We start from the raw sequence: 23,843 nt of genomic DNA, 5'->3' as shown, positions 1-23,843 counted from the left end.
TCAAATCCTCCTTAATGTGTTAAGAGACTCAGTCTCTTTTCCAGCTGGTTAACGGGTATCATATCTTTTGGCATCTTGTCGGATACCGTGGATAGAATGGATGCATCCATTGCTTTCCGGGAATACATCATGGCATCCTCCTCATGGGAAAGAATTATATTCATTGCCTTTTTCCCATCCCTTTTGTATCTCTCCGCTTCTTCCTCATCCTGCGCCAGCTCTTTCTGTGAGTTCTTCTCTTCTTTCCGTTCCTCTTCAAACAGAATTCTATCTGCAAAGCCAAGCTCCACAGCCTTTTTGGCATTGAACCATGTTTCTTCATCCATCATGTGGGACAGCTTTTCACGGTTAAGACCTGTCTTTTCCTCATAGGCATTCAAAATGCTCTCCTTCACCTCTGACAGCATACCGATAGCCTTTTTCATAGCGATTGTATTTCCCATTGCTATAGTTGCAGGGTTATGAACCATCATCATGGCAACAGGGGACACAAGCACCGTTTCTCCTGCCATTGCAATCACGGATGCCGCCGATGCAGCAAGTGCATCAATCCGAACCGTCACATGACCTTTATAATCACGGAGCATGTTGTAAATCTGGGCAGCTGCAAATACATCTCCACCGGGACTGTTAATCCACACCGTTACATTGCCCTTCCCTGCAATCAGTTCTTCCTTAAACAACTGGGGAGTCACCTCATCCCCGAACCATGTTTCATCGGAAATCTGACCATTTAAAAAGAGCGTCCTCTCTTCGAGTTCGCCCTCATTCTTTACCCAGTTCCAAAACTTTCGTCTCATCGCTTTCCTCTCTTTCCGTTTAGTTGTTGTGGCTCTTCCTGCTTCTCACTCTGCTTTCCGGCAAACAGGCCCGCATCCTTTAATTTGCACATATTTCCGTTGATCAGATATTGATTGCCACCCTCTTCCTCCGGGATGGGATTCATATCCTCCATTTCACGGATATCATTGGAAGAAAGCCATCCGTTCTGTCTACCTGTTGCATATCCATTCATTCTGGATTCATAATCTCCACGAAGAAGTCCATCCACATTTAACTTGATGAAATACTTTCCCTTCTCTCCGGATAGAAGCAGTGCTTTCTGAAGGCTTTGCTCCCATCTGATAACCCAAGGGTCCAATGTGTATTTAACGAACTCTAAAGACTGCTGCTCAATATTAGAGAAAGAGCTCTTCTCCAAATCACCCACCATATGGGGTGGGATACGGTACAGCCTTGCAATTTCGTTAATCTGGAATTTCCTTGTTTCTAAGAACTGTGCTTCTTCCGGCGGTATTCCAATCTGCTGATATTTCATTCCTTCTTCCAATACAGCCACCTTATGGGCATTGTTTGCCCCTTGATATACCGCATTCCAAGATTCTCTCACTTTACTGGGGTCTTTTAATACTCCGGGATGTTCCAAAACCCCTCCTGGATTTGCCCCGTTTGCAAAGAAACTGGCACCGTATTCCTCACAGGCAAGTGTGATCCCCACCGCATTTTTTGCCATGGCGATGGGAGAGTACCCTACCAGTCCATCAAACCCAAGTCCCGGAATGTGCAGTACATCCTCCTGTTGCAACACGATATCCCCATGACGCTTGAAGTTTGGATTCTCATTACTTTGTCGGGCATAAATATAATAAAGCCTCCCCTTATCATCCCTCTCCACGTCCATTTTGTCCGGCAATAGCGGATACAGTCCAAGCACTCTCCCGGAGCCGTTCCTGATAATCTGTGCATACGCATTTCCCCATATTAAAAGATGACTCATCATCGTTTCTCTGAACACGAATGAAGTCATCTCCGGGTTTGGCTCATCATGAAGAATGTTGTATAACGGGTGGCTGTAAACTAACTCTTTGCCTCCGCTATCCTTATATGCATACACATGAAGTGGCAAGGATGCAAGCGTTTCAGAAAGAATTCTGACACAGGCATATACTGCCGTGGTCTGCATGGCTGTTCTTTCATTTACAGGCTTACCGCTCGTTGTTCTCCCGAACAGGAAGGAATATCCGCTTCCTGCCGTATTGGTGGGCATATCCCTTGTCCTTGAAAAACCAAACAAACTCCTTATCCCCATGCTCATCCCTCCATCTGATTGAGTGCTTCCCTAATCAAAAGGAAACCTAATATGCTAATCAGTATCATAGACACCTCCCTGACATGCAAAAACACACCTCCTAAGAAGTGCATTTTTATCTTGAAATCCATTGTTTATTCTGTTATGATTTTTGTGTAAATCTCTATAACCCATCTATCGTTATCTCGAATATCACCCAACAAAGGAAAACCATATGTTTACAGAGAAAGATATTAAAAACCTTGACCAGCGTTATTTTCGTATCGTCAGTGCCAGCGGATTTGGTATCACGCTACAATCAAAAAACACAAGACACTATTGGTATATTATGAAGCAGGATTATACCTTCTTTTCATCCTGCGTAATCTATCACAGCCATCATGGCCGGACAAACTATCACCGACATGGTCACGCACCGAATCTGCAAAAAGCTGTTGATAGTATCATAAGCCATGACAACTTCCAGTTAAATGGACGCAGACCCCTTAACCATTCTAAATAATCTACGCAATCCCAAGAAATTCTTCCTATACTTTAAATACCGTTTTCGCTTCAAAATCTCTATATCACTAAAATCCCTCTGCCATCATATACACTACTGCCATTCCCTTTATTACGAATAGCACGGTCAAGAGCCATAACGGTTGCCACTGCTGCATCTATTTTTTCCGTGCTCTTTTCCTTATCCATTTTAATGTTTCCTGCCGGGTCTTGTCTGACAAACACATTATCCATCATCCATCGAAGGACTTTATGACCGCCATGTGCTATTCTTTCCTCCAATGTCAGCTTCATCAATTCTTTTGTCGGAGGACTCATATCTTTATAACCCTGTCCGAATGGAACAACCGTGAATCCCATATCTTCAAGATTCTGTACCATCTGGACTGCTCCCCAACGGTCAAAGGCTATCTCTTTAATATGATATTTTTCACCCAGCTTCTCAATGAAATTCTCTATAAAAGCATAATGAATAACGTTTCCCTCAGTCGTCTGAAGACACCCCTCTTTCGTCCACACATCATAGGGAACGTGATCTCGTCTTACCCGAAGTTTTATATTGTCTTCCGGTATCCAACAGAATGGCAGGATGACATATTTCTCAGACTCATCTCTCGGAGGAAATACCAGCACAAAGGCTGTAATATCCGAAGTAGCTGACAAATCAAGTCCTCCATAACAATCCCTTCCAATCAACTCACTTTCATCAATTGGAAATGCGCAGGTATCCCACTTATTCATTTGCATCCAACGTGTACTCTGCTTCACCCACTGGTTCAGGCGAAGCTGTCTGAAGATATTTTCTTCTGCGGCATTCTCTTTTGCACTTGTACATGCATTCCTTACTTTTTCTATATCAATCGTATGCCCCAGTGACGGATTGGATTTGTACCATATTTCCTCACTCATCCAGTCATCATCTTCCTTTGCTCCGAAAATAACCGGATAGTAGGTTGGGTCTACCTTTCGTCCCAAAATAATGTCTTCTGCCTTTTGATGCTGTTCATAACAGATGCTGTTTCTATCCGTTCCGGCTGTTGTAATCAAAAAATACAGTGGCTGTGTTCTGGCATCGCCAGAGCCTTTTGTCATAACATCAAACAATTCACGGTTTGGCTGGGCATGAAGCTCATCAAAGATTACCGCATGAACATTGAGACCGTGCTTTGTAAATGCTTCGGAAGACAACACCTGATAAAAGCTGTTTGTTGGCTTATATACCAGTCTTTTAACTGACATCACGGGTTTGATACGTTTCTTCAGTGCCGGACACTGATCCACCATATCCACAGCAACATCAAATACAATAGATGCCTGTTGGCGGTCGGAAGCACAGCCATACACTTCCGCTCCCCATTCATTGTCACCACAGGTCATATATAATGCCACCGCAGCTGCCAATTCTGATTTCCCATTCTTCTTCGGTATCTCAACATATGCCGTATTATACTGACGATAGCCATTCTCCTTCACGGTTCCGAATACATCACGAATTATCGTATCCTGCCATGGAAGAAGATTAAATGGTACCCCTCTCCATTTTCCTTTGGTATGCTTCAGGCAGTTGATGAAATTCACAGCATAATCTGCTTTTTGTTTATCAAACATCACCTGCCACCGCCTTTTAGCAAAAGCAGCTCCATCTCGTCATTTGCCTTGTCCTCTCCATCTCCAGATACGATACGACTTCTGGCAGATGGAGTAAGACCAAACTGCTCGCAGAATTTATGCATAATTTTAAGATAGGTCTGTGCAATGGAAACCTGCGGTACCTGTTGCCAATATCCGCTTGGGGTTTTTACGATGGTTCCATGCTGTGTAATAAATTCCTCCGCTTCCTTCCATCTTGCATAAGCCTGACAATAACCTGCAAAGGCTGCCATATCAATTTCCGTCAGAATGCCCAACTGTTCCAACTGCTTTGACATCCGTTTCCATTCTTTCTTCGCTTCCTCCTCAAGCCAGTTTGGACAGCGCGGTGCTCTTTTCAGGGGTTGAGGCTCATTCGTATTCAGATTTCTTTTTCCCGGATTTCCTTCCAAGACCTTTATTGCCGTTGGTTTTGGTTTTCTTCCTCTCTGCGCCATTGTCCTCGCCTCCTCATTTTGCAACAAAGAAAAAGACCTCCTAAGAGGTCACTTTCCGAATCAACTACTTCATATTTGCTAATTCCCATCGCATGGTACTACATCAGAAAATCATTCTTCCTGCTATCAAAGGAAGAAAAGTCTGCATTGGATCTTGTCAATTTCCTCATTCAAGTTATCTACGAATTCATAAATTTCCGTTTTATAATTGTCCTTACAACCATAAATATGACCACCAACTCCTTAGGCCAGTACTGTATTGTCCCTCTCCTGTTGATTAGGAGCATTCTAAATGTTCCATGGTTGTAAAATCATTCACTTCTATGCATCATCACTGCATACATCCATACCCATTTTTAATTTGGTATAAATGGCTGTGTACCTGCTTCGCTCGCTTCCTTCGCTTGATGCAATTCCTTTTAGGAAGAAAGCCTCTGCTTCTTCCCTTGAATCCCATTTATCCCGTTTTCCATAGCATATAATTTCAACCATATGGAGTTTCCTGCAGGTGTCTTCTCCATAAACTATCCCAAGATGATGGCCGGTATCCCAATGGACATGAATTGTTCCCACATCATCCACGCTTGATACCGTACCTTTTGTTCCTATAGGAATTTTTACATAAGGGTCATCCATGCTTTCCAAAATAATGCGGCATCCCTCAGGATATTCTTTCTTTATGCCCTCTACTATCTCTCTCTTTGGGAATCTCATATTATCCATATTATGCATCCCCTCCATTCACTTCTGTTTTTGTCCCACCGTTTCTGGCAAGCCATTTTTCTTTATCGGCTTCCGTTCGAAATGCGGTATGTCCTTTCAGATTCTCAAGCAGAATCTTTCTGACTTCCTTACCACCTTTTCCTCCAAGACCAAGCCTGACAAGCCACACCCGCATGTAATATTTTTCATTTTCTTCGATTGTCTCTGTCGGCTGAACCCGATGCTGTTCTTTTGCAGCCGCCCCCATCATCGCCATAAGTGTGCAAAATGCGGCTGTCTTCTCTGTATCAAAGGGAAATCCTCCAAATCGAATTCTTTCTCCTAGAAAAGAAATACCCGTAGGTCTTTCCTCCTTAATAATCTGAATCGTATCCTCAAGGGTTTCTGTTTTTTCTGTCTGCAGACGTTCCACCAGATGATTCGGAATCTTCAGAACTTCTCTCCCCACAGACTTTGCAATCAAATACTGTTTGCTGTGAATCATGAAAATCAGGTTAGTCAAACTTTCTGCTGTGTGTCCCTCAACCGGAATATCAATATCAAGCATCTGCTGTTCCCCTTCTGCCAAACCTCTCTCAAGTAGTTTCTTTTCTATTTCGTTTGTCTGAAGTTCGTCTTCATGCCCAACATTCCCTTCTCGGTCAACCATAAATTCCCCAATCCGATATTCAAAAGTCGGCGGACCGAGATACTTGGCTTTTTCACCCATAATCTCTTCCATTGCTTTCACAACATCCTTCCTGTTTGCTACTGTTGTTTTAATTTTCATAGACCATTCCTCCATTCATTTTTTGTGGTACTACATATATCACTCTGAATGAAGGAAAAGTCCAGCACATTATAGTTATTCTCTTGATTCCGGCAATGACATCGCTACTGCAAAAGCTACCGTTGCAGTCACTGCATTTCCTGCCTGTTTATAAAGTTGTGCATCGGAATTTACTTTCGATGCCAAATCAAAACGCTCATCCGTAAATCCCTGCAGTCGAAAGCACTCTCTCGGAGTTAGTCTTCTGATGCGACCGCATCGCATAAGCGTTCCCATCTGTCCGGAGCAGTCCAAAGTCTGAGAACACTTTTTCCCGACTCTTCCTCTCCTTGTTTTGCTGCTAGGATAAGCAAGGTTGATGCCATCACCTACATGTGCTTCATCAAATCCCTGCTTGGTGCTGTTTCGCACATGAAGAACCACCTCATCATCCTGCTGCACTTTTTCGCAGATAAATACACCATGTCTGTCCTGTGAGGTCAAAGTGAACATTGGCTCTCCATCCTCTTTCATGCGTCTTCCGTTCTGACGTTTCTCCAAACGGTCCGGAGTCAACATAGGATGCACTTCCACAACTGCAGAATTCATGGCTGAATGATTTACTATCCCTGAAGTATATCTTGCTGTAAGACATCGTGCAGTCTGAGTTAGTTTTGGAGCGTGATTACACTGATCAATGAAGATTCTTGTACCACATCCTTTATCGACTGTTACGGTCGGTGCGAGTCCGGCTTCATGATAAACGTTACCGCCCTGTCCATGTCCGCTGGGGTTTAAATTCCCCATCAAATAGAGCCCGGTCTTTGCTCCGACACCTCCCGCCGCACCACAAAGAGTTGCAGAGATTCCATCCGTTCCATATACACGATACCCCTGCATTCCACCTATAAGTTGGTTAAGAGTTGCTGCGTTTTCTCCACAGAGAGGTAGTATTTCTCGTCTACCTCTGCTTCTAAGATTTGCGATAATGAACACACGCTCCCGGTTCTGGGGGACTCCGAAATCTTTTGAATTAAGCACCTGCCACCGACAGTCATACCCCGCTTTGTCCATTTCAGATAAAACTGTGGCAAAGTCGAACCCTGCATTAATTGATAGCAGGTTCTTAACGTTCTCAACAAGAAGGTATGTGGGTTTATCATCCTCTTCTTTGCATTTGATAAGGTCAATAATGTTGAAATATATTCCACTTCTTTTGCCGACCAGTCCCCTTTGCTTTCCGGCAACGGAGATGTCCTGGCATGGGAATCCGAAACACCAGATGTCTGCATAAGGGACATCTGCTGATTTAAGTTTTGTGACATCATCTGCTTTCCACTCTCCTTCTGTATCATACATGGCTTCATAAGAAGCTCTTGCAAATTTATCATATTCACAATAGCCAATACATTTATGTCCGGCACTTTCAAGTCCAAGCCGGAATCCACCAATACCGGAACATAAATCAAGAAAGGTCAGCTGTTTCATGATAAACCACTTCCTTCCCTATATTCTGATATGAAATTTTCATATTATTGCGGATGACAAATACGTCTTCTGCAGAACCTTTCTGCTCAATATATCTGTTTACAATGACATCCACGAACTTCTCATCCAGCTCGATTCCGTAACAGATCCGTCCAGTCTGCTCACACGCAATTAGCGTAGAACCGCTTCCCAAGAACGGATCCAGTACAATGCAGTTACTCATGCAGGAATTTTGAATTGGATATGCCATCAGTGCAATCGGCTTCATGGTCGGGTGCTCCTTGCTCGACTTCGGACGGTCATACTCCCAAATAGTTGTCTGCTTCCTGTCGGAATACCACTGATGCCTTCCATCCTTTTTCCAACCAAACAGACATGGTTCGTGCTGCCACTGATATGGGCTTCGTCCAAGCACCAAAGCATTCTTCTTCCAAATACAGCACCCTGACAAATAAAATCCTGCATTTGTAAATGCCTTACGGAAATTCAGTCCCTGTGTGTCAGCATGAAAAACATAAATGGAGGCATCTGCCTCCATTGACTGTTCCATATTCACAAAAGCTGCAAAGAGAAATTTGTAGAAATCTTCATCAGCCATGTTGTCATTCTTAATCTTTCCCGCAGTCTCTTCTACGTTCACATTGTAAGGCGGATCAGTCAGAACCATATTTGCCTTACTGCCTTCCATAAGTCTTTCATATGTCTCCGGCAATATGGAATCACCACAAATAACACGATGCTTTCCGAGTAACCATACATCACCTGCCTCTGCCACATTTGGCTTGGCAAGCTCTGCATCCATATCAAAATCATTTTCCGTGACTTTCTTATCATGAACGGAATTAAACAGCTGCTCTATCTCAGGTGGCTCGAATCCTGTTTTGCCCATATCAAAATCGACTTCCTGTAATTCTTTAATCAAGTCCGCCAACAGTTCCTTGTTCCATTCACCTGTAATTTTATTCAGAGCAATGTTTAATGCTTTCTCCTGCGTTTTATCTACATCAACAATCGCACATGGAACTTCCGTATAGCCAAGATCGGATGCCACTGTCATTCTCTGATGACCACCGATGATAGTCATATCGGAATTCACAACCACGGGATCGGCAAAGCCAAACTCTTCAATGGATTTTTTAATACTTTCATATTCCCTGTCTCCCGACTTCAGCTTCTTTCTCGGGTTATAGTCCGCAGGATTTAAATCACTGATTGCAAGCACTTGCAGTTTCGCTGTTTTCATCTTCTACCTCCCAAAATCGTGCCTTGATATAACATTCATGGCTACAGTACTTTCTTGTTTTATTTCCATAACTTAAAAATGACCTGCCACATCGTGTGCAAGTCATCGTATATAAAGCAGAGTCCTTTTTCTGTATTCTCTCGGGATGCCCTCTCCACCATGTTCGGCGGCAATAATCTGAGCAGAACTTCTTTGGTCGTCCGGTCTTTGGTTGTGATATTTCCTTTCCGCAATATAGACAGGCTTTTCCAAGCATCACCTGCTCCTGAATATTTTTTGTTAGAACCGAGCCAAACCCGGCTAGTCCTCTTGTCTTGCAGAAATTGCGCACCACATCTCTGGACAGACCGATTGTCAATCCAATGGAACGATACCCAATTCCCTGCTCTCTCATTTCCCGTATCTGATTTGCCTGATACTCTGTCATGTCCTCTCACATCCTTTCAAAATGACAGCACAAAAAAAGGATAAAAAAGCACCTCTTTTTGCGCTTTTTTATCCCTTAAATTTATGGTTTTCATATACTTTTTGACGAAACCTTATCCCTTGCAAGCCTTGGTTTCATTTATGTTCTGCGAAAAATATCCCCACGCTTTCCTATCCCCCGTGTTGAATTATGCGAAAATTCACGTTTGAGGGGGCGTCGGTCTCCAGACGGTGGGGTTGCCGAGATTCAGACCGCCCCTACGACTGCCTCCCTGAATAGTAACTACCGGGAAAAATCAAAAGGTCCTGCATATTACACAGGACCTCATGATTATTTCTTGGCACCAATCTTTTTTGTACTTTCCACGGAATCAAGTAAGAACTTCGCAGCCTTCTTGATATTCCCCACGGGAATACAAAGTTTAAATTCTTCCTCGCTGTCGGCTAACGTTACATATCTGTCATCAACCATCAGCTTTACAACATCATTACTGAATTCAAATTTCATGTGCTTGCACCTCCTTCTATAACAGTCCGTGTAATTTTCGCGAGGCTTAAAGTTGGTGTAACATCATTCACACAATTAAAATCTGTACTCAGGGTTCGCATCCTCATTCCATGTCTTTTTATCATGGCATGTTTTACACAAAGGTTGCCAGTTCCTCTTATCCCAGAAAAGAATCGGATCTCCACGATGCGGAATCACGTGGTCAACAACAGTTGCCTTAACATACCTTGGAGGATTCCGCTTCATACACATGACGCATAATGGATGTGCATCAAGGAATCGTTTCCTTGCTTTTTGCCACCTTCTGTCGTATCCCCGTCTGCTGCTACAGTCCCTATCCCCTCGATGAAGATCTTTATGGCCTTCACAGTACTGTCTGTCCGTAAGGTTCGGACATCCCGGATGCCGACATGGTTGTTTTGGTTTCATTGGCATAACATCATCCTCCATCCTATGTAACGTGACAGCGAGAAAGGATTCTAAAGGCACTGCCACGGCATAAAAAAAGAACCAAAGACAATGTCTTTCGTTCCTCCTTCCATTTATGCATCTTAATACTACCACATAGAAAATGATGATTCAATCACATGTTAGTAACATCTTAGTAACATACAAATCGGTAAAATAGGGTAAGTTGTTTACGACAAGTCAGCATGGAGGAAATATTTCAACCAATCTTCCAGACATACACCTGCTAGCGTAATAAGCTCTATCCTATCCCACAATTCCTTTATTGACTTCCCTCGATAGATTTTTGCATTTACAAGTTCTTTAGCCGTACGAAATTCACAGCCATCCTTAATATCACACAATCCCGCCCAATAGGGCTTTTCATAGGGAGATTGGTAACCAATATAACAGTCGTTGTACTCCGTATCGCCTATAATCTCAAATCTAATCTCATCTACGCTTATTCCTGAATTAAGCTGCTTTACAAAGTAATCATAATCCATAGCTGCCATGTCATTACACTCTTATCTTTCCCGTATTTGTTTCCTTCATTATCAGTAAGAATTACCTCTTTCCCAAGTACTCAATCAAATTTTTCATGAAACCATTTCTTTCAAATATGATTTTACCTGATTTGATTGCCGAGCGCAACAAAAGCAGTGACCTTCATCACTGCCTTTGTTATTAATTATATTCTTCATACGCACCAATCTGTATCTGAAGTGCAATTGTCAGTCGATTCATCACATCAGCATCTCGGATTTCTCCTACTTTTTCACCAAGTCGGTTTTTATCCAGTGTTTCTACCTGCTCTGCCAAAGCCATACTCGGTTTCACAAGTCCTGTCTCCCTATCTGAAGGAATTTGTACATGAGTGGGAAGATTCTTTTTCTTCCACACCCTTGCCGTTAATGGAACAATGGTAACCACAGGCGCATTTATATTTGCCTTGTTATTACTGACTATAACCACCGGCCGAATGCCACTCTGCTTATGAGAATCGGCACTGTATCCAAAATCAATATTATAAATTTCTCCTCGTCTACACATAAGCTCCTCCTATCCCAAAATGTAATCTGCAACCTGTTGTTCTCTCAGATTATATAAATTCTGCAGATTATCCAATGCTTTTTTTCTATATCTGGTTATCATCATTCTGCTGATGCAATACTGGTTTTGAATATCATCCCAGCTCATATCTCCCTTCAGAAGATCTGTCATAATATCAGCCAAAATCCCATCCAGATTCTGTACCCCATGTTCAAAAAAATCTATCTCCTCTTTCAGATACTGATATCTCCTCCAAAGGAAATCATACCACTCGTCATTTTCCTTTTCTGCAACCATTTTATAGTTGATTGCCGCCTTTGCGGTCTTGTCGGAGAGACTGCTTGTCTGTACCCGTTCATCACCTTCCAGATGTGAAAAGCACATGGCAGTTATCAGATCATCCTCATTGACTCCTTTAAACTGTTGAAGCTGAAACTCTAAAACAGACAGTTCTTTTTTCATATTGTGGTATTCCCTAAATACTTCTTCTGCTCTCATCCCTGCCTCCTATTCTTGCTTTCACAGCATCCATCAGTGCCGATTGGCTAATATCCTTTTTCTCCAATGCATTCATGACATCTTCATCTACCGTTCGCGCTGTTATGATATGCTCAATCACTACAGTATTTTTCTGACCTTGCCTCCACAGTCTTGCATTCAACTGCTGATACAGTTCCAACGACCAGGTAAGGCCAAACCAAATGATTGTTGATCCTCCATCCTGCAAGTTAAGCCCATGCCCTGCTGATGCCGGATGAATCAGTGCCACAGGGATTTTGCCATCGTTCCAATCCGATATATCTTTTGATGTATCAATATCCCTTGCATCAAATCTTGCAAGAATTCTCTCTCTGTCATGCTTATACCAATATGCTACAAGAATCGGTTTTCCATTGGCTGATTCAATAAGGTCTTCCAACGCATCCAGTTTCCTGTCATGGATATGTACCACCTTATGATTTTCATCATATACAGCACCGTTTGCCATCTGAAGAAGTTTCCCTGTAAGTGATGCCGCATTCACTGCATCCAGTTCATCCTCGGGCAGTGAAAGTACCATGTCTCGTTCCATCGTGTCATAATAATCCTGCTCCTGTTTATTTAAGGTAACGGGAACTCTGTTACTAATGCATTCCGGCATATCAAGATAATCAACAGCTTTCATGGAAATACAGATATCATTAATCAGTTCATAAATTTTGTCTTCCGCTCCCGGCTTTAGCTTGTAAGAAAAAATAACCTCTCTGTTCCTTTTATCCGGGAGAAAGAACTGTTCTCTGTAGCCACCGATAAATCTCCCAAGTCTCTCACCCATATCAAGCAGATTCATTTGCGGCCACAGGTCTAATAAGCCATTCGGTGCAGGTGTGCCTGTTAATCCGATAATTCTTGTCACCTTTCCTCTGACCCTTCGCATAGCCTTAAATCTCTGAGCCTTTGTGGATTTGAAAGAAGACAACTCGTCAATCACAACGGTGTCAAAATTCCATTTATAATTCTCCACAAGCCATACTACATTTTCTCTGTTGATGATATAAATGTTGGCTTTCATGGAAAGTGCTTCTTCTCTCTGTTTTTTTGTACCAAGCACCTTTGCTATGGTAAGTCCGAACAGATGCTCCCACTTTGTAAACTCTCTACTCCATGTATCCTCAGCAACACGCTTTGGTGCTATTACAAGGATTTTTCCTACCGTAAAATAATCGAGAGCCAGTAACCACAAAGCCGTCAGTGTTATAATTGTTTTGCCAAGACCCATATCCAACATCAAAGCACATACAGGATGGCTTAAAATAAAATCTGTCGCATAGGACTGATAATCATGAGGATTGTATTTCATCCAAAATCCCTCCAATCATTTCTTTGTTGTCAATGCAGTAGACTCTAAAGTCTAGCCGCGCCAATCGTTCCTTTACTTTTATCTGCAGTGGACGCATTGTTTTGCCCAGTGCCTTCATTTCAATAAATGCCATCTTCCCTTTCGGAAATAGAACAATGCGGTCAGGCACTCCATCGAATCCGGGAGATGTGAACTTCAAAGCCAGACCTCCACGTTTTTTTGCTTCATCCACCAATTTCTTTTCTATAATACTTTCTCGCATAACTTCTCCTTGTTTCTCTGTTTTGTTTCCTGTCCTAAAAACTCTATTCTCTCTATATGCGTATATACACGTACATCCGTGCCTGTTTTCTATTACTTCTACATACTCAATAGTAAAAATAGGAAACATAGGAAACAACAACTCGCAACCCCTTATAAGGCAAGGGGCTACGATGGTTTCCAACTACCGTTGCTTACCCCTTTATGAAACACATCGGGAAACAGTCTATTTGTTTCCGTCTGTTTCCTCGGAAACTCTGAAAAAAGTCTTTTGAATCCCGTACTGGGGTATCCTTGACTTCCCAGATTTACTCCCTTCGTACTTTGACCATCCACCTATTTTGTTTATGATGCCCTCGATTTCATAGGAGTCAATCTTCTTTAAATTCTGTCGCTCTTTACCGAAACACTCGCACCATATCTCCATAACACAGCAACGGTCACGCTCCACAACTCCTGTTAATCCGCTTGTTTCAAACTCTCCGCCACCAAGGAATGCCCTTCTCTGATACAAGTCCATCTTGTCCCAGTCGATAGGGAGCAATCGGTTTAGATAATCTATGATGATACCCTCTCGGTCATCAGACTCCATTGCATCCTGCTGTGCAGCATATGCTTCTGCAGCTTCTTTGCCTGTCAGATACAGTGCTTCACCTTCATGATATTTATGGATTGCCTCTGCCCATATCTGGTCAATCTCACGAAGTTCCCATGCATGATACTTTCCTTTACCGCTAACATGAACCGGCCAGAATCTTCGGTTACCCGTGACATCACGTAAGAATCCGCCCTCGGAGTTAGTGCTTCCGACTATGATACAGGTTCTGGGATGGCTTTCTACATTGACACCATATGACTGACGAAACTTATCATCCGTTCTGGTAACAAAGCCTTTTACTACTTCCACATCAACCTTTTTGATTCCGGCAAGTTCTCCAAGTTCCAGAATCCAATACCCCTGCAACTTTTCCGCTGCTGTTTTATCCTTCATATCTGAGATAGACAGGGAATCCGAATACCATTCTCTTCCCAAGATGGAGAAAAAGGTAGACTTACCGATACCCTGCGGACCATTCAGAACAAGTATGGAATCAAACTTTATTCCCGGTTCGAACACTCTTGCCACAGCTGCAACAATCGTCTTTCTGGTAACTGCCCTGACATAAGGTGTATCTTCTGCTCCCAGGTAATTGATGAGCAACGTATCTACCCGCTCCACTCCATCCCATGTAAGGGTTTCAAAATATTCCTTGATGGGATGATACAGTCTCTCGGATGAAATAACGGCAAGCAGGGCATCCTTGAACTTTGACGGAGACCACAGACCGTATACCTTTTCAAAGTACAGCTTCGCACAGGCGAGGTCTGTGTCTCCCCATCCGTTCTTAACCTGTTTCCACGGAAGTTCTCCCACAACATCCACGCAGTTCTTCAACTGGTTATATACAATGGACTTCAGATTCTTATCATATCTGACAACGAGCGCAATATTGGATAAAGTATCCTTAATTTTTCCCTGACGGTCAATGTCAAGTTTTGTCTGCCAACCGTTAGACGTATCTTCAAAATCCGACTTGGCAGCCTTTTCCCTCTCCTTTACCAGGGTTTCCTTCACAGCTTCCTGCTTGGAGGCAAACTCCTGCATGGCTTTGAATGAAGGCAGTTTTGCGGAATCTGTATCCTCTGATGCCTTTGCATCAAGGTCACCGAATTTATGAAGACGTACTACATCAAATGCATTCATCAGCTTTCCGCAACAGGGGTCTGTACTGTGATGGCTATATGCAAAGCGGTCTTCGTATATTACGACTCCTGCAGAGGAATCTGCCGGAACATAATCATATCTGCCTGTCATCGCGCTCGGTCTATATACATCCGGGATAAACCTGTCAATGGCTGCCGTAACCGAATATGTCCGATTGAATGCTCCAATGATACCTCCTTTCGTAAGCGGATCAGACTGTTTGGAAATGGTACGATTTACGATGGTTTCCTGTCTGGTTGATACCGGCCATGAACTTGCATCATGCCAGTCCGTGTAAGATGCCAGCACCGTATCAGGGTTAACAACCTGACCTTCAATTTCCTTGAAAATGAATTCTCCATCTGAGGAAGTACTCGGCCAATACATGAGACGGCTCGGCTCATAGGTGGAATCATCAAACAGTTCTATCCCAATTGCATCAGCAATCTTCCTTGCTACGGCAGCATACTCATCCGGGGTAACCTCTCTTGTAAGAGGCAGGATAACTCGAAGCCTTGGATTCTCTGCAGTATGCTTATGGGTGGCGTAAACGATACAATGCATATCATGGAGCATTTCCAGTTCGTCAATAATATCCGGTGTTCCGTAATCCATATCCAACGTAATTGCTGAACGGGATACAACCGTATCTTTCTTACGTCTTCCACCCTTTAGTTTTCCAAGGACAAAGCCTCCCACGTCCTTAATGGAGTCCTGCTGTGCCTTTGTCATTTTTTTATACTGCTCCACGGTTTCTGCAGTACGGTTCGTATGAGAAAGCCTGTCAGCGAAATCCTTAAGCTCCATTTCCAACCCATTCCATCTTTTATCCATTCTTGAGTTTCCTACCGATACATATAGCTTCATATAAACTTGCCCCCTCTTTCCGTATGGTTTCCACACCATGTATCTTTTTTATATGCCGCACCACAATACCAACGGTGCATACAACTGTTGCACATGTCCTTCAACCTTTGTTTTTCTTCCTGCATGATTCTGCACAACGCCTCTGTGGCTGTCGGATCAGAATATCCTTCCTTGTTTTTTCCAGACATCAGCATCCCTACTCTTTCTTATAAAATAGACTTTCAAATCCGTCCGCCTTTAGAGGCAGTCCTTTAGTCCATGCCAGATTAACCGCCATAATTTCATTTATTTCTTCTACCGATGCTGTTCCCTCCGGCACTTCCAGTACTACCTCATCATGCACATGGCAGACAATGTCAAATCCTGCGGTTTCAAGCCTCAGCATTGCCTCCGCAAGGATATCCCTGCTTGTGGCCTGAATTACATTTTCTACTAACTTAGGTCCATACGTTTCAATCCGCATCCACTTCTTGGATTCCCCAATTCCCTCATAGGTAAGCCCTTCTCTGCCGAACTTATTAATTCCTATCCGAGGCTTGATGTATGACAGCTTTCTTCCTGACGGAAGTGTAACGAACAGGATACCGCCCTGATATTCAAAGGTAAGCATTCCCACTCTTTTTATTGTCTTTTCCTTAACTGCTGTAACTGCAGCCTCATCTACTTGCCACCAGAATTTAACAATGTTTGGATTGGCACTTCTCCAAACATTTACTAGCGGTTGCAACTCCTCTTCGCTTAATCCCATCTCCAACGCTCCCATTGCCGTGAGCGCTCCTACCGAACCCCCATATCCGAGTGCCAGTTCTGCAATCTTTCCTTTGGCTCTTAGCGGAGAAGTTTTTGTAATCTCTTCAATCGGAACATGGAACATGGCAGAGGCGGAGGCCTCATAAATCTTCCCATGAGTAGTGAATACCTCCATACGCCATGACTCTCCTGCCATCCAGGAAAGAACCCTCGCTTCTATCGCACTAAAATCCGATATGATAAATCTGCATCCCGGCTTTGCAATAAATGCTGTCCTGATTAACTCCGACAATACCTCTGGGGTACTTTCGTAGAAAAGTTCCACATCTCCGTATCGTCCTGTTTCCACAAGAGACCTCGCAAGTTCCAAGTCCTCGATATGATTCTGGGGTAGGTTGTGTATCTGAACCAAGCGTCCTGCCCATCTGCCGGTCCTGTTTGCTCCGTAAAACTGCAACAATCCATGTACCCTGTTTTCATGACATACCGCTCGGTCTATGGCTTCATATTTCTTAACCGATGTCTTTGACATCCGAAGCCTTAACGTAAGAAGTTCTGCCACCTCACCGTCCGTCTCCTTTATCAAATCTCTGACTGCATCCTTGGCAAGGGAATCCACCGATAAACCTCTCGATTGAAGCCATCCTTTTAACTGAGACACACTGTTCGGATTATCCAGTTCTGAAAGCTCATAGGCTCTTTTCGTAGCCGTTTCTTTATACAGAAGGTCACAGGTAATAGCATGTTCCACAAGATTTCTGTCTACCATAATTCCTCTGTCATTTATCCTCTGATCCATACAGTACATTTGTTGCTCTCTATCAGATATAGGGTATTTCTGCAGTTTTGCTCGTATCTGCCTTTCTACGTCCACATCCCTTATACAATACGATTTAAACAACTCCCATTTGTCCGGGGCATTCTCCGGGAGATTTCTTGTCCGACCGCCATTTACTTTTGTGGCTTTGCATGGACAACAGAAATACTTAATCAGTTCCTTTCCTTCAGACATCTTCTGCTTATCCAGTCCCAGGACCGTTCCGACAGCCTCCAATGATAAAGGAAGGGCAAGCATTGCCGACTGCACTGCGGTACATCTCCAGCTTTCCGGTTGTAGCTTCATGCTCATATATTTTGATAAACAAGTACGTTCAAAATTAGCGTTAAAAGCTGTCTTTATCACGGAATCATCAGTCAGCATTTTTACAATCACAAGTGGAATCACTTCCCCACAGGCAAGATCAACAATCTGTGCCTCGGCATCATCAATGGAATATGCAAACAGCAGAATCTCAAAGTTATCAGAATCCGTATACCGATAGACTCCGCCTGAAATCAGGTCTTCATCAGAATATGTTTCTATATCTATTGCCAGTTGTTTTGCCATAATATATCCTTTCCGTTTTATGAGAGGGCGGCTGTAAAACCGCCCTCTCATATTATTCATTAGCCGAGAAAATCATCTTCGCCATCAACTGCATCAAAATCTGCTGCTGCGGTTGTTCTGCTACCAAGTGGTTCTCCTGCTTTGAGGAACTGACAATTGCCCCATCCTGCTGCAATTCCACGATTGCCGTTACTGTTGTAGCCATAGAAGGTAACGGAAATTCTACCGTAGCATCCGCTGTACACTTCACTCTGGTCGAGAATTGGCTGTACCTGCTTATCCACAATCTGAGGTGCCTGTTTACTGTTGGCGTTGATGAAGTAACTGTTGGCATACTCTGGGTTCTCTGGGCGGTCAATGTCTCCGTCCCTAAGAGGAAGCTTCAAGTTGGCAGGAATTTTACCTCCCCATTTTGCAAGAGCCTCCTTTTTCGCAATTTCAATGGCTGCCTTAATCTTGGCAATGGTCTCCGTATCATTTTTATCAATGATTGCTGATACGGAATACTTAGGGTCTGACCCATTGATAGACTGCGGCTCCCAACCGTTAAAATAAGAAAATCTGCATGGAATTACTACCTTTGTTGCATCGTTGTTATTTGTTGTACTCATAATTAAATCCTCCTAATCATTCGGCAAAGTCATCACTTGCCGTTGCTAAGTTTATAGGTTCTCGTTTATCAGATTCCGGGACTAAGGTAACTTTGCCTTGTGGCTTATATATCAAACCTCCCAGAATTTCATTAAATTGTTTCTTTCCCATCAGCCGTTCCATCTCTGTAATACCGATGAGTGTCTGTTTGAAAACATCCGTATATCCGGCTGATTTGGCGGCTTCTACCACTTTCTCTTCATCCGTATACTTACGGTTTGCCCTGCCTTCTACCAGTTTGAATCCCGGCCATTCCCTATGATTGTTTGCAGCCTCGCTCTGTGCATAGGTGTAAACCTCCTCCACCCACTTTTTCAGACCATCCGTCTTAAGTAGCACCTCTGCCATTTCCTCATCTGTAAGGAGTGGTGGGTCTTTGAATTCCATTTGAGCTATTTTTAAGTACTCCTGCGCCCGTTCCCTACATTGGAATCGTGCCTTACAGAATCTGCACCAGTCCCCAGCATGAAACTCTCCCTCTCCGGCGAGTGCCATTTTTGCTTTTGGAACGAACTCTTCCTCTGCCCACCGCTTCAGGTCAGCTACGGACATTTCCCACGTACTGAAATTACATAACCGGGGCTGTACAATCGTCAACTCCACAGTTTCAATCTCAAAGAGCATCTCTACCGTTGCCACCACCCCAAGAGCATAAATCATCAACTGATAATTTCCCTCTGCAGATACCTCCACGCCCTTGCCCAGCTTCAGATCAATAATGTGGACTTTCGTATCGGTTACAATGACCATATCCGCTGTTCCAAAGCATCCTTCCACATAGATGGATAGGTCTACCCTTTGCTCCACAGTCAGAATTGGATATTTGCACATTTTCTTTGCTTCTTCAATCTGCTCTATGACATAAGCAACATACTCCTCCACTGCCTCCACCAGTTCCTCCGTGTAATAATCGGAGGTCGGTCGTCTGGTACGGATTTTCAAGTATCGCTTTACCAAATACTCTGCTAGAGCATGCCCCGCACTGCCTTCTGCTGCATAAGGGCTTTCCTCATCCTTGAACCGTTCCCCCGTTGTTAACGAGGGAGTGCAGTTCAATATCTGCTTTGCCGCTGAGGGAGATAAACGAGAATGAACTCCCATCTATAGCACCTCCGCCTTTGCCTTCAGTTCTGTCAGCTTGTCCTTCGGAACACTGGAGAGTTTGTCCGCTCCCATTTGATTCAGGAGTTCCTTGACCTGCTGGGTCTTGCCGTCCCGGGTTTTGACCGCCAGTACAGCACGGACATCCTCGACCGTAACCTCTGGTCCTTCCGACATCAGTTCTTCCTCTGCTTTCGGAATAGACGTCATACCCTTGTTATCCTGTGCCAGAAGGAGATACCCTTCCTGAATCAGCTTGTGTCCTTCTGCAATTTTGCTTAATGCTTCCTTTTTCATGGCTTCTCCTCCTATTCACATTTGAGACCACGGACAATTTGTCTGTATCTGTCATCCACACGATCATCAATCAATAAGTTGCGGTAATAAATCTGTCCCAGCTTCAAATCATACAGACGGGTCGGAATTCTTAACTTCTTTGTTGCTTCAATCTCAAATTCCATACCATTTGAGATTTCCGTTCCGACAATCCATATCTGGTCGCACCCTTTCATGAGTTCCACACCAAGATTAATGGCTTTGACTCTTTCCTCCGGCACATCGTCATTCAAAAAATTGGGGAAATACAGATGTGGGATTACCGGGATGTTGTCACAGGCAATAATAATGTCTCCTGCAAATTTTGCTACTCGGATGTTTTCTTCCGTGTTACCACGGTACTTACTGATTACATAAATTTTTTTAGTCATATCTTTGAACCTTTCTTCTGGGTCTTATTTAAGTCAGCGCTAACTTATGGCTATATACTACTGCTGAAATAAACTCATTTCCCGGAAGCAGAATTTCTGGTCTTGAACGTAAAAACGGGATGTTTCAATGATCTGGTACTTTTGCCAAATCATATAACACCCCATTTTGCGTAAAAAAAGAACCGGAAGTTTTGTTTCCGGTTCTTTGAAAAAATTTTTAATTTATGCTTCCACTAACCGCTCTGTCCCCATGACAGGCATATCATACGCTGCCAACACCTCATTACATTCGTGTATGGAAGCTTTATAGTATTCAGTCAAAAGATACTTATACACGATATGTTCTTCATTATACTTTATCAACCCGATTCCTGCCTTTCCAAGTAAATCTTCACTATAAACGGGGTGAAGATGCATTCCGATGCACAAAGCTGCTACTACGGGAAGAGAAAAAGGATAATCATCTTGATTTCTCATGTTTTGAATAGTCTTTGGTCCAATAAGGGAAGATGAAGAAAGTGCCTCCACAGTATAGCCCCTTCTTCTCATGTGATATATTAACGCTGCTCCAAAAGTAGGTGGCACCTCCTTTTGGATTCTTTTTATCTCTGCAGTTATGTCCCGCAGTTTTTTTAATTCTTCGGCACGTTGTTTTACATCCTGATTTCCAGAAGTATCTATAAACTTAGTTTCCGTAAAAGAATCCGATATAATATCTCGACATAAATAGCACTCACGGTAATGTTGCGTTCCATAGCGGCTATTCTTTCTTTCTATTATATCAAATTTAATACAACATTCATCCACATGGTTTCTAGCATACTCCGTCAATCTGGCATTTCCATCTTCATCTTCCTCTATATATTTAGACTGATTAATGCAGAACATGCATCCTGTATAAATAAACGTGCCATCCCCTACCATTTCAGCAAATTCGGGATTTGAAGCAGTTTCATATATGGCATCCTGTACCTTAATGACAAATGTCTGAGCTTTTTTCAATGCCCCCTGCTTAAATGAGTAATTGGGAAGATATCTGTAATCATAATAATTCAGCACACCAACTGCCTGATCATATCCAAGGTCTATGGCACGGAGTTTTGCGGCAAATAGGGATACCCCAAAGAAATCCGACAACTCCATAATAACCATTTCCATAATATCGGCCTCACCTAACCGTCCGTATTCCATGTGATACTGTATAAGAAGCTCTTCAATTTTCTTTTTTGTCATCTTAGCTGGCATTAGTATTCTTGGTGCCAGAGCATTGGCCTGCCATTCCATCCATTGTAAATCGGTACGCTTTCCTTCCGGTTGAACTCCCTCCACAACATGACAGCTGATTGAACTTACTTTGTTCCGAAACAGTTTCTGCAGTTCAAAATATTTTTTATGTTTATCCCAATGCACACACTCATGCATTATCGTATTATTCAGAGAGCCGATATTTCTCATAAAGAAAACTTCGGGGTCAACAAGAATTGTCCCGGCTTTTATTGACATTGGGACATATTTATCTTTCTCTTTATCATAAACATTGATTTCGGCATCCGAAAAATAGATTTGTCCGAATATATCACAGTTTTTTGTTATATTGGCTTCTACCATCCTAAGTCCCATATGCTTAATAATTTCATCAAGCGGAAGCTTCATTGGTGTTTGTAATGCTTTCGGACAATATCTTGCAAGAAAATCCTCAGCAATCTCATTCAGGTTCTTAGCAAAGACATAGGGGACTAGATTCTTTGAAAGTCTCTTTTGTAAATCAAACTTTTTTTCACAATATGTATCAACCTTCGTAATCCTGACATCGTGTAATCCATCTTTCAAAACTCCGATACACGAAACCACAAATCTGGGAGTTGCCGTATCTGTCTCATAATCATATTTTCCACGTCCACTTACTTCCACTTCTGTGGAGCAGATAAGATCAAATACCAACTGGTATCCCGGAGCATTATCAAACCATGCACTGATAACTTCAAAATCCTCTAGTTTAACATAGCTTGGGGCAGGCACCTCGTATGTGGCCAAATCCAGTCTGTCCTTGTTGCCGTAAATATAACTATCCAATCTCTGGAAAATCTCATTGTAAAGTAAATCTCCTGCGTACTTCTCAAACGAACTAAACTCTTTCATGTCACTCGCCCTTTCCCCTAATCAAGCGTGTTTCTTGCGAACAGCCAAAATACCCCTTTACTTTAGCAGTTCATCATATGTTGTTTTTAAGACCTCTTTGATTGCCCTCAGTTGAGATGCCGATATATGCTGTATACCCCGTTCAATTTTAACGTAACTTTCTCGAGTCATGGTTTCACCAATTAACTGCATTCGACGCACCACTTCAGTCTGTTTATAGCCTCTTTGTAGGCGAATCTCACGGACATTCTCTCCAATATGAATTTTGTCATCCTGCTTGATTTTTTGCTCCATCACATATCCTTCCATTCCGAACTGAAATTAGTCCTAAATTATATTTAGTTTACGAAAAACTTATGATATAATGGGGCTGATATTAGTCCACTTTTACAAAGGATATTAAATAATGACACATGATGAATTTAAAGACAAACTTTTTGACATTTTGAATGAAACAGAAGTATTACCCATAGCTGATATCGAAACAAACGATCGTAAAAATGAAATCAAAGTAATATTACAAGACCATACGCAATTTATTATCACAACTATTCCGTATGGCAGACGATACATAATGAGATAAATCTCCACCCGCCTTCAATCATTCGGGAAGGAGGTGAATATTATGACGACTGTAAATTTTGTACTAATCGGTAAACGCATAAAGGAAATACGCTGCGGACAACGTATTACACAGGCAATGCTTGCGGAAATGACGGAGTTATCAATATCTTATATCAGCCATATCGAAACTGCCTACAAACAAGCAAGTCTGGAATCGCTCATACGCATATCCGATTCTCTCGGTGTAACTGTCGATGAATTGCTTAATGGCAATCAGCTTTATAATCCAACAGAGTATCAGACGGATATAGATTTGCTCATGGCAGACTGCTCAAAATATGAAAGGCGCTTTATTTTTGAAATCATAAGCGCAACCAAAATAAGTCTGCGCAATATTGGTTGCGTAATTCATGAAAATCCAAATCGACACAAAAAAAATTAAATTAGAACATAGTTGTATTCACTTGTAAATAGACTACAGGTCTACATATATCCCTGTAGTCTATTTTCTTTCGTTTA

General features: G+C 42.6%; 27 protein-coding genes. 2 read left to right on the top strand and 25 right to left on the bottom strand.

The window, feature by feature from the left end; all coding sequences use genetic code 11:
* Window positions 1–11: 11 nt before the first annotated feature.
* From CC90_RS0101550 to CC90_RS0101420, 25 genes are all read right to left on the bottom strand, one after another.
* The gene (locus CC90_RS0101550) at window positions 12–800 is read right to left on the bottom strand and encodes a head maturation protease, ClpP-related (protein WP_031389081.1); all 789 of its coding nucleotides are present in this window, start codon (window positions 798–800) and stop codon (window positions 12–14) included.
* Complete coding sequence (locus tag CC90_RS0101545; protein ID WP_031389080.1) at window positions 797–2,089, bottom strand: phage portal protein; 1,293 nt, start codon at window positions 2,087–2,089, stop codon at window positions 797–799. The genes CC90_RS0101550 and CC90_RS0101545 overlap by 4 nt, the downstream gene beginning before the upstream one ends.
* Window positions 2,090–2,650: 561 nt before the next feature.
* Window positions 2,651–4,198 carry a terminase large subunit gene (locus CC90_RS0101530; protein WP_031389079.1) on the bottom strand — a complete coding sequence of 516 codons (1,548 nt, stop codon included), beginning with the start codon at window positions 4,196–4,198 and terminating at the stop codon, window positions 2,651–2,653.
* The gene (locus tag CC90_RS0101525) at window positions 4,198–4,677 is read right to left on the bottom strand and encodes a phage terminase small subunit P27 family (protein WP_031389078.1); all 480 of its coding nucleotides are present in this window, start codon (window positions 4,675–4,677) and stop codon (window positions 4,198–4,200) included. The genes CC90_RS0101530 and CC90_RS0101525 overlap by 1 nt, the downstream gene beginning before the upstream one ends.
* 321 nt (window positions 4,678–4,998) lie before the next feature.
* Window positions 4,999–5,400: a DUF4314 domain-containing protein gene (locus CC90_RS25235; protein ID WP_242843221.1), complete on the bottom strand. Its 402-nt coding sequence runs from the start codon at window positions 5,398–5,400 to the stop codon at window positions 4,999–5,001.
* Between the two features lies 1 nt (window position 5,401).
* Window positions 5,402–6,169: a hypothetical protein gene (locus CC90_RS0101515; protein WP_051869232.1), complete on the bottom strand. Its 768-nt coding sequence runs from the start codon at window positions 6,167–6,169 to the stop codon at window positions 5,402–5,404.
* A 75-nt stretch (window positions 6,170–6,244) separates the two neighbouring features.
* Window positions 6,245–7,636, bottom strand: a complete 1,392-nt coding sequence (dcm, locus tag CC90_RS0101510) for a DNA (cytosine-5-)-methyltransferase (protein ID WP_031389075.1) — start codon at window positions 7,634–7,636, stop codon at window positions 6,245–6,247.
* On the bottom strand, window positions 7,614–8,879 hold the full coding sequence (locus tag CC90_RS0101505) for a site-specific DNA-methyltransferase (protein ID WP_031389074.1): 1,266 nt from the start codon (window positions 8,877–8,879) through the stop codon (window positions 7,614–7,616). The genes dcm and CC90_RS0101505 overlap by 23 nt, the downstream gene beginning before the upstream one ends.
* Window positions 8,842–9,306, bottom strand: a complete 465-nt coding sequence (locus tag CC90_RS0101500) for a hypothetical protein (protein ID WP_031389073.1) — start codon at window positions 9,304–9,306, stop codon at window positions 8,842–8,844. Before CC90_RS0101500 ends, CC90_RS0101505 begins: the two co-directional genes overlap by 38 nt.
* 330 nt (window positions 9,307–9,636) lie before the next feature.
* Window positions 9,637–9,813, bottom strand: coding sequence for a hypothetical protein (locus CC90_RS24140; RefSeq protein WP_157837520.1), 177 nt, complete (start codon window positions 9,811–9,813; stop codon window positions 9,637–9,639).
* A gap of 75 nt (window positions 9,814–9,888) precedes the next feature.
* Window positions 9,889–10,059: an HNH endonuclease signature motif containing protein gene (locus CC90_RS25360; protein WP_456297628.1), complete on the bottom strand. Its 171-nt coding sequence runs from the start codon at window positions 10,057–10,059 to the stop codon at window positions 9,889–9,891.
* A 392-nt stretch (window positions 10,060–10,451) separates the two neighbouring features.
* Complete coding sequence (locus CC90_RS0101485; RefSeq protein WP_051869231.1) at window positions 10,452–10,775, bottom strand: hypothetical protein; 324 nt, start codon at window positions 10,773–10,775, stop codon at window positions 10,452–10,454.
* A gap of 172 nt (window positions 10,776–10,947) precedes the next feature.
* Window positions 10,948–11,313 carry a type II toxin-antitoxin system PemK/MazF family toxin gene (locus tag CC90_RS0101480; RefSeq protein WP_031389070.1) on the bottom strand — a complete coding sequence of 122 codons (366 nt, stop codon included), beginning with the start codon at window positions 11,311–11,313 and terminating at the stop codon, window positions 10,948–10,950.
* A gap of 9 nt (window positions 11,314–11,322) precedes the next feature.
* Complete coding sequence (locus tag CC90_RS0101475; protein ID WP_031389069.1) at window positions 11,323–11,811, bottom strand: hypothetical protein; 489 nt, start codon at window positions 11,809–11,811, stop codon at window positions 11,323–11,325.
* On the bottom strand, window positions 11,789–13,153 hold the full coding sequence (locus CC90_RS0101470) for a DEAD/DEAH box helicase (RefSeq protein ID WP_031389068.1): 1,365 nt from the start codon (window positions 13,151–13,153) through the stop codon (window positions 11,789–11,791). The genes CC90_RS0101475 and CC90_RS0101470 overlap by 23 nt, the downstream gene beginning before the upstream one ends.
* Window positions 13,134–13,415 (bottom strand): VRR-NUC domain-containing protein, encoded by a 282-nt coding sequence (locus CC90_RS0101465; protein WP_031389067.1) that lies wholly within the window; start codon window positions 13,413–13,415, stop codon window positions 13,134–13,136. Before CC90_RS0101465 ends, CC90_RS0101470 begins: the two co-directional genes overlap by 20 nt.
* Before the next feature lie 225 nt (window positions 13,416–13,640).
* Window positions 13,641–16,025: a virulence-associated E family protein gene (locus CC90_RS0101460; RefSeq protein ID WP_031389066.1), complete on the bottom strand. Its 2,385-nt coding sequence runs from the start codon at window positions 16,023–16,025 to the stop codon at window positions 13,641–13,643.
* Window positions 16,022–16,213 carry a hypothetical protein gene (locus CC90_RS0101455; RefSeq protein WP_132038492.1) on the bottom strand — a complete coding sequence of 64 codons (192 nt, stop codon included), beginning with the start codon at window positions 16,211–16,213 and terminating at the stop codon, window positions 16,022–16,024. The genes CC90_RS0101460 and CC90_RS0101455 overlap by 4 nt, the downstream gene beginning before the upstream one ends.
* Before the next feature lie 8 nt (window positions 16,214–16,221).
* Window positions 16,222–18,162: a DNA polymerase gene (locus tag CC90_RS0101450; RefSeq protein WP_031389064.1), complete on the bottom strand. Its 1,941-nt coding sequence runs from the start codon at window positions 18,160–18,162 to the stop codon at window positions 16,222–16,224.
* 59 nt (window positions 18,163–18,221) lie between these two features.
* Complete coding sequence (locus CC90_RS0101445) at window positions 18,222–18,773, bottom strand: DUF2815 family protein (RefSeq protein WP_031389063.1); 552 nt, start codon at window positions 18,771–18,773, stop codon at window positions 18,222–18,224.
* A gap of 16 nt (window positions 18,774–18,789) precedes the next feature.
* Window positions 18,790–19,914, bottom strand: coding sequence for a DUF2800 domain-containing protein (locus CC90_RS0101440; protein ID WP_031389062.1), 1,125 nt, complete (start codon window positions 19,912–19,914; stop codon window positions 18,790–18,792).
* Window positions 19,915–20,211: a hypothetical protein gene (locus CC90_RS0101435; protein WP_031389061.1), complete on the bottom strand. Its 297-nt coding sequence runs from the start codon at window positions 20,209–20,211 to the stop codon at window positions 19,915–19,917.
* 11 nt (window positions 20,212–20,222) lie between these two features.
* Window positions 20,223–20,621 (bottom strand): DUF7768 domain-containing protein, encoded by a 399-nt coding sequence (locus tag CC90_RS0101430; RefSeq protein ID WP_031389060.1) that lies wholly within the window; start codon window positions 20,619–20,621, stop codon window positions 20,223–20,225.
* 222 nt (window positions 20,622–20,843) lie between these two features.
* Window positions 20,844–22,760 (bottom strand): ImmA/IrrE family metallo-endopeptidase, encoded by a 1,917-nt coding sequence (locus tag CC90_RS0101425; RefSeq protein ID WP_051869230.1) that lies wholly within the window; start codon window positions 22,758–22,760, stop codon window positions 20,844–20,846.
* A gap of 57 nt (window positions 22,761–22,817) precedes the next feature.
* A complete protein-coding gene (locus CC90_RS0101420) occupies window positions 22,818–23,054 on the bottom strand; it encodes a helix-turn-helix domain-containing protein (RefSeq protein ID WP_031389058.1) in 237 nt (78 codons plus the stop codon).
* Between the two features lie 112 nt (window positions 23,055–23,166).
* Between CC90_RS0101420 and CC90_RS24135 the strand changes: the two genes are divergently transcribed.
* Together CC90_RS24135 and CC90_RS0101410 are read left to right on the top strand one after the other, a co-directional pair.
* The gene (locus CC90_RS24135) at window positions 23,167–23,343 is read left to right on the top strand and encodes a hypothetical protein (protein WP_157837519.1); all 177 of its coding nucleotides are present in this window, start codon (window positions 23,167–23,169) and stop codon (window positions 23,341–23,343) included.
* A gap of 42 nt (window positions 23,344–23,385) precedes the next feature.
* Window positions 23,386–23,766, top strand: coding sequence for a helix-turn-helix domain-containing protein (locus CC90_RS0101410; RefSeq protein WP_031389057.1), 381 nt, complete (start codon window positions 23,386–23,388; stop codon window positions 23,764–23,766).
* Window positions 23,767–23,843: the final 77 nt, after the last annotated feature.

The organism is Kineothrix alysoides, assembly GCF_000732725.1.
Lineage (GTDB): Bacteria > Bacillota > Clostridia > Lachnospirales > Lachnospiraceae > Kineothrix > Kineothrix alysoides.
Note: the sequence above shows the minus strand (reverse complement) of the source record. Positions and strands in the feature narration are given on the sequence as shown.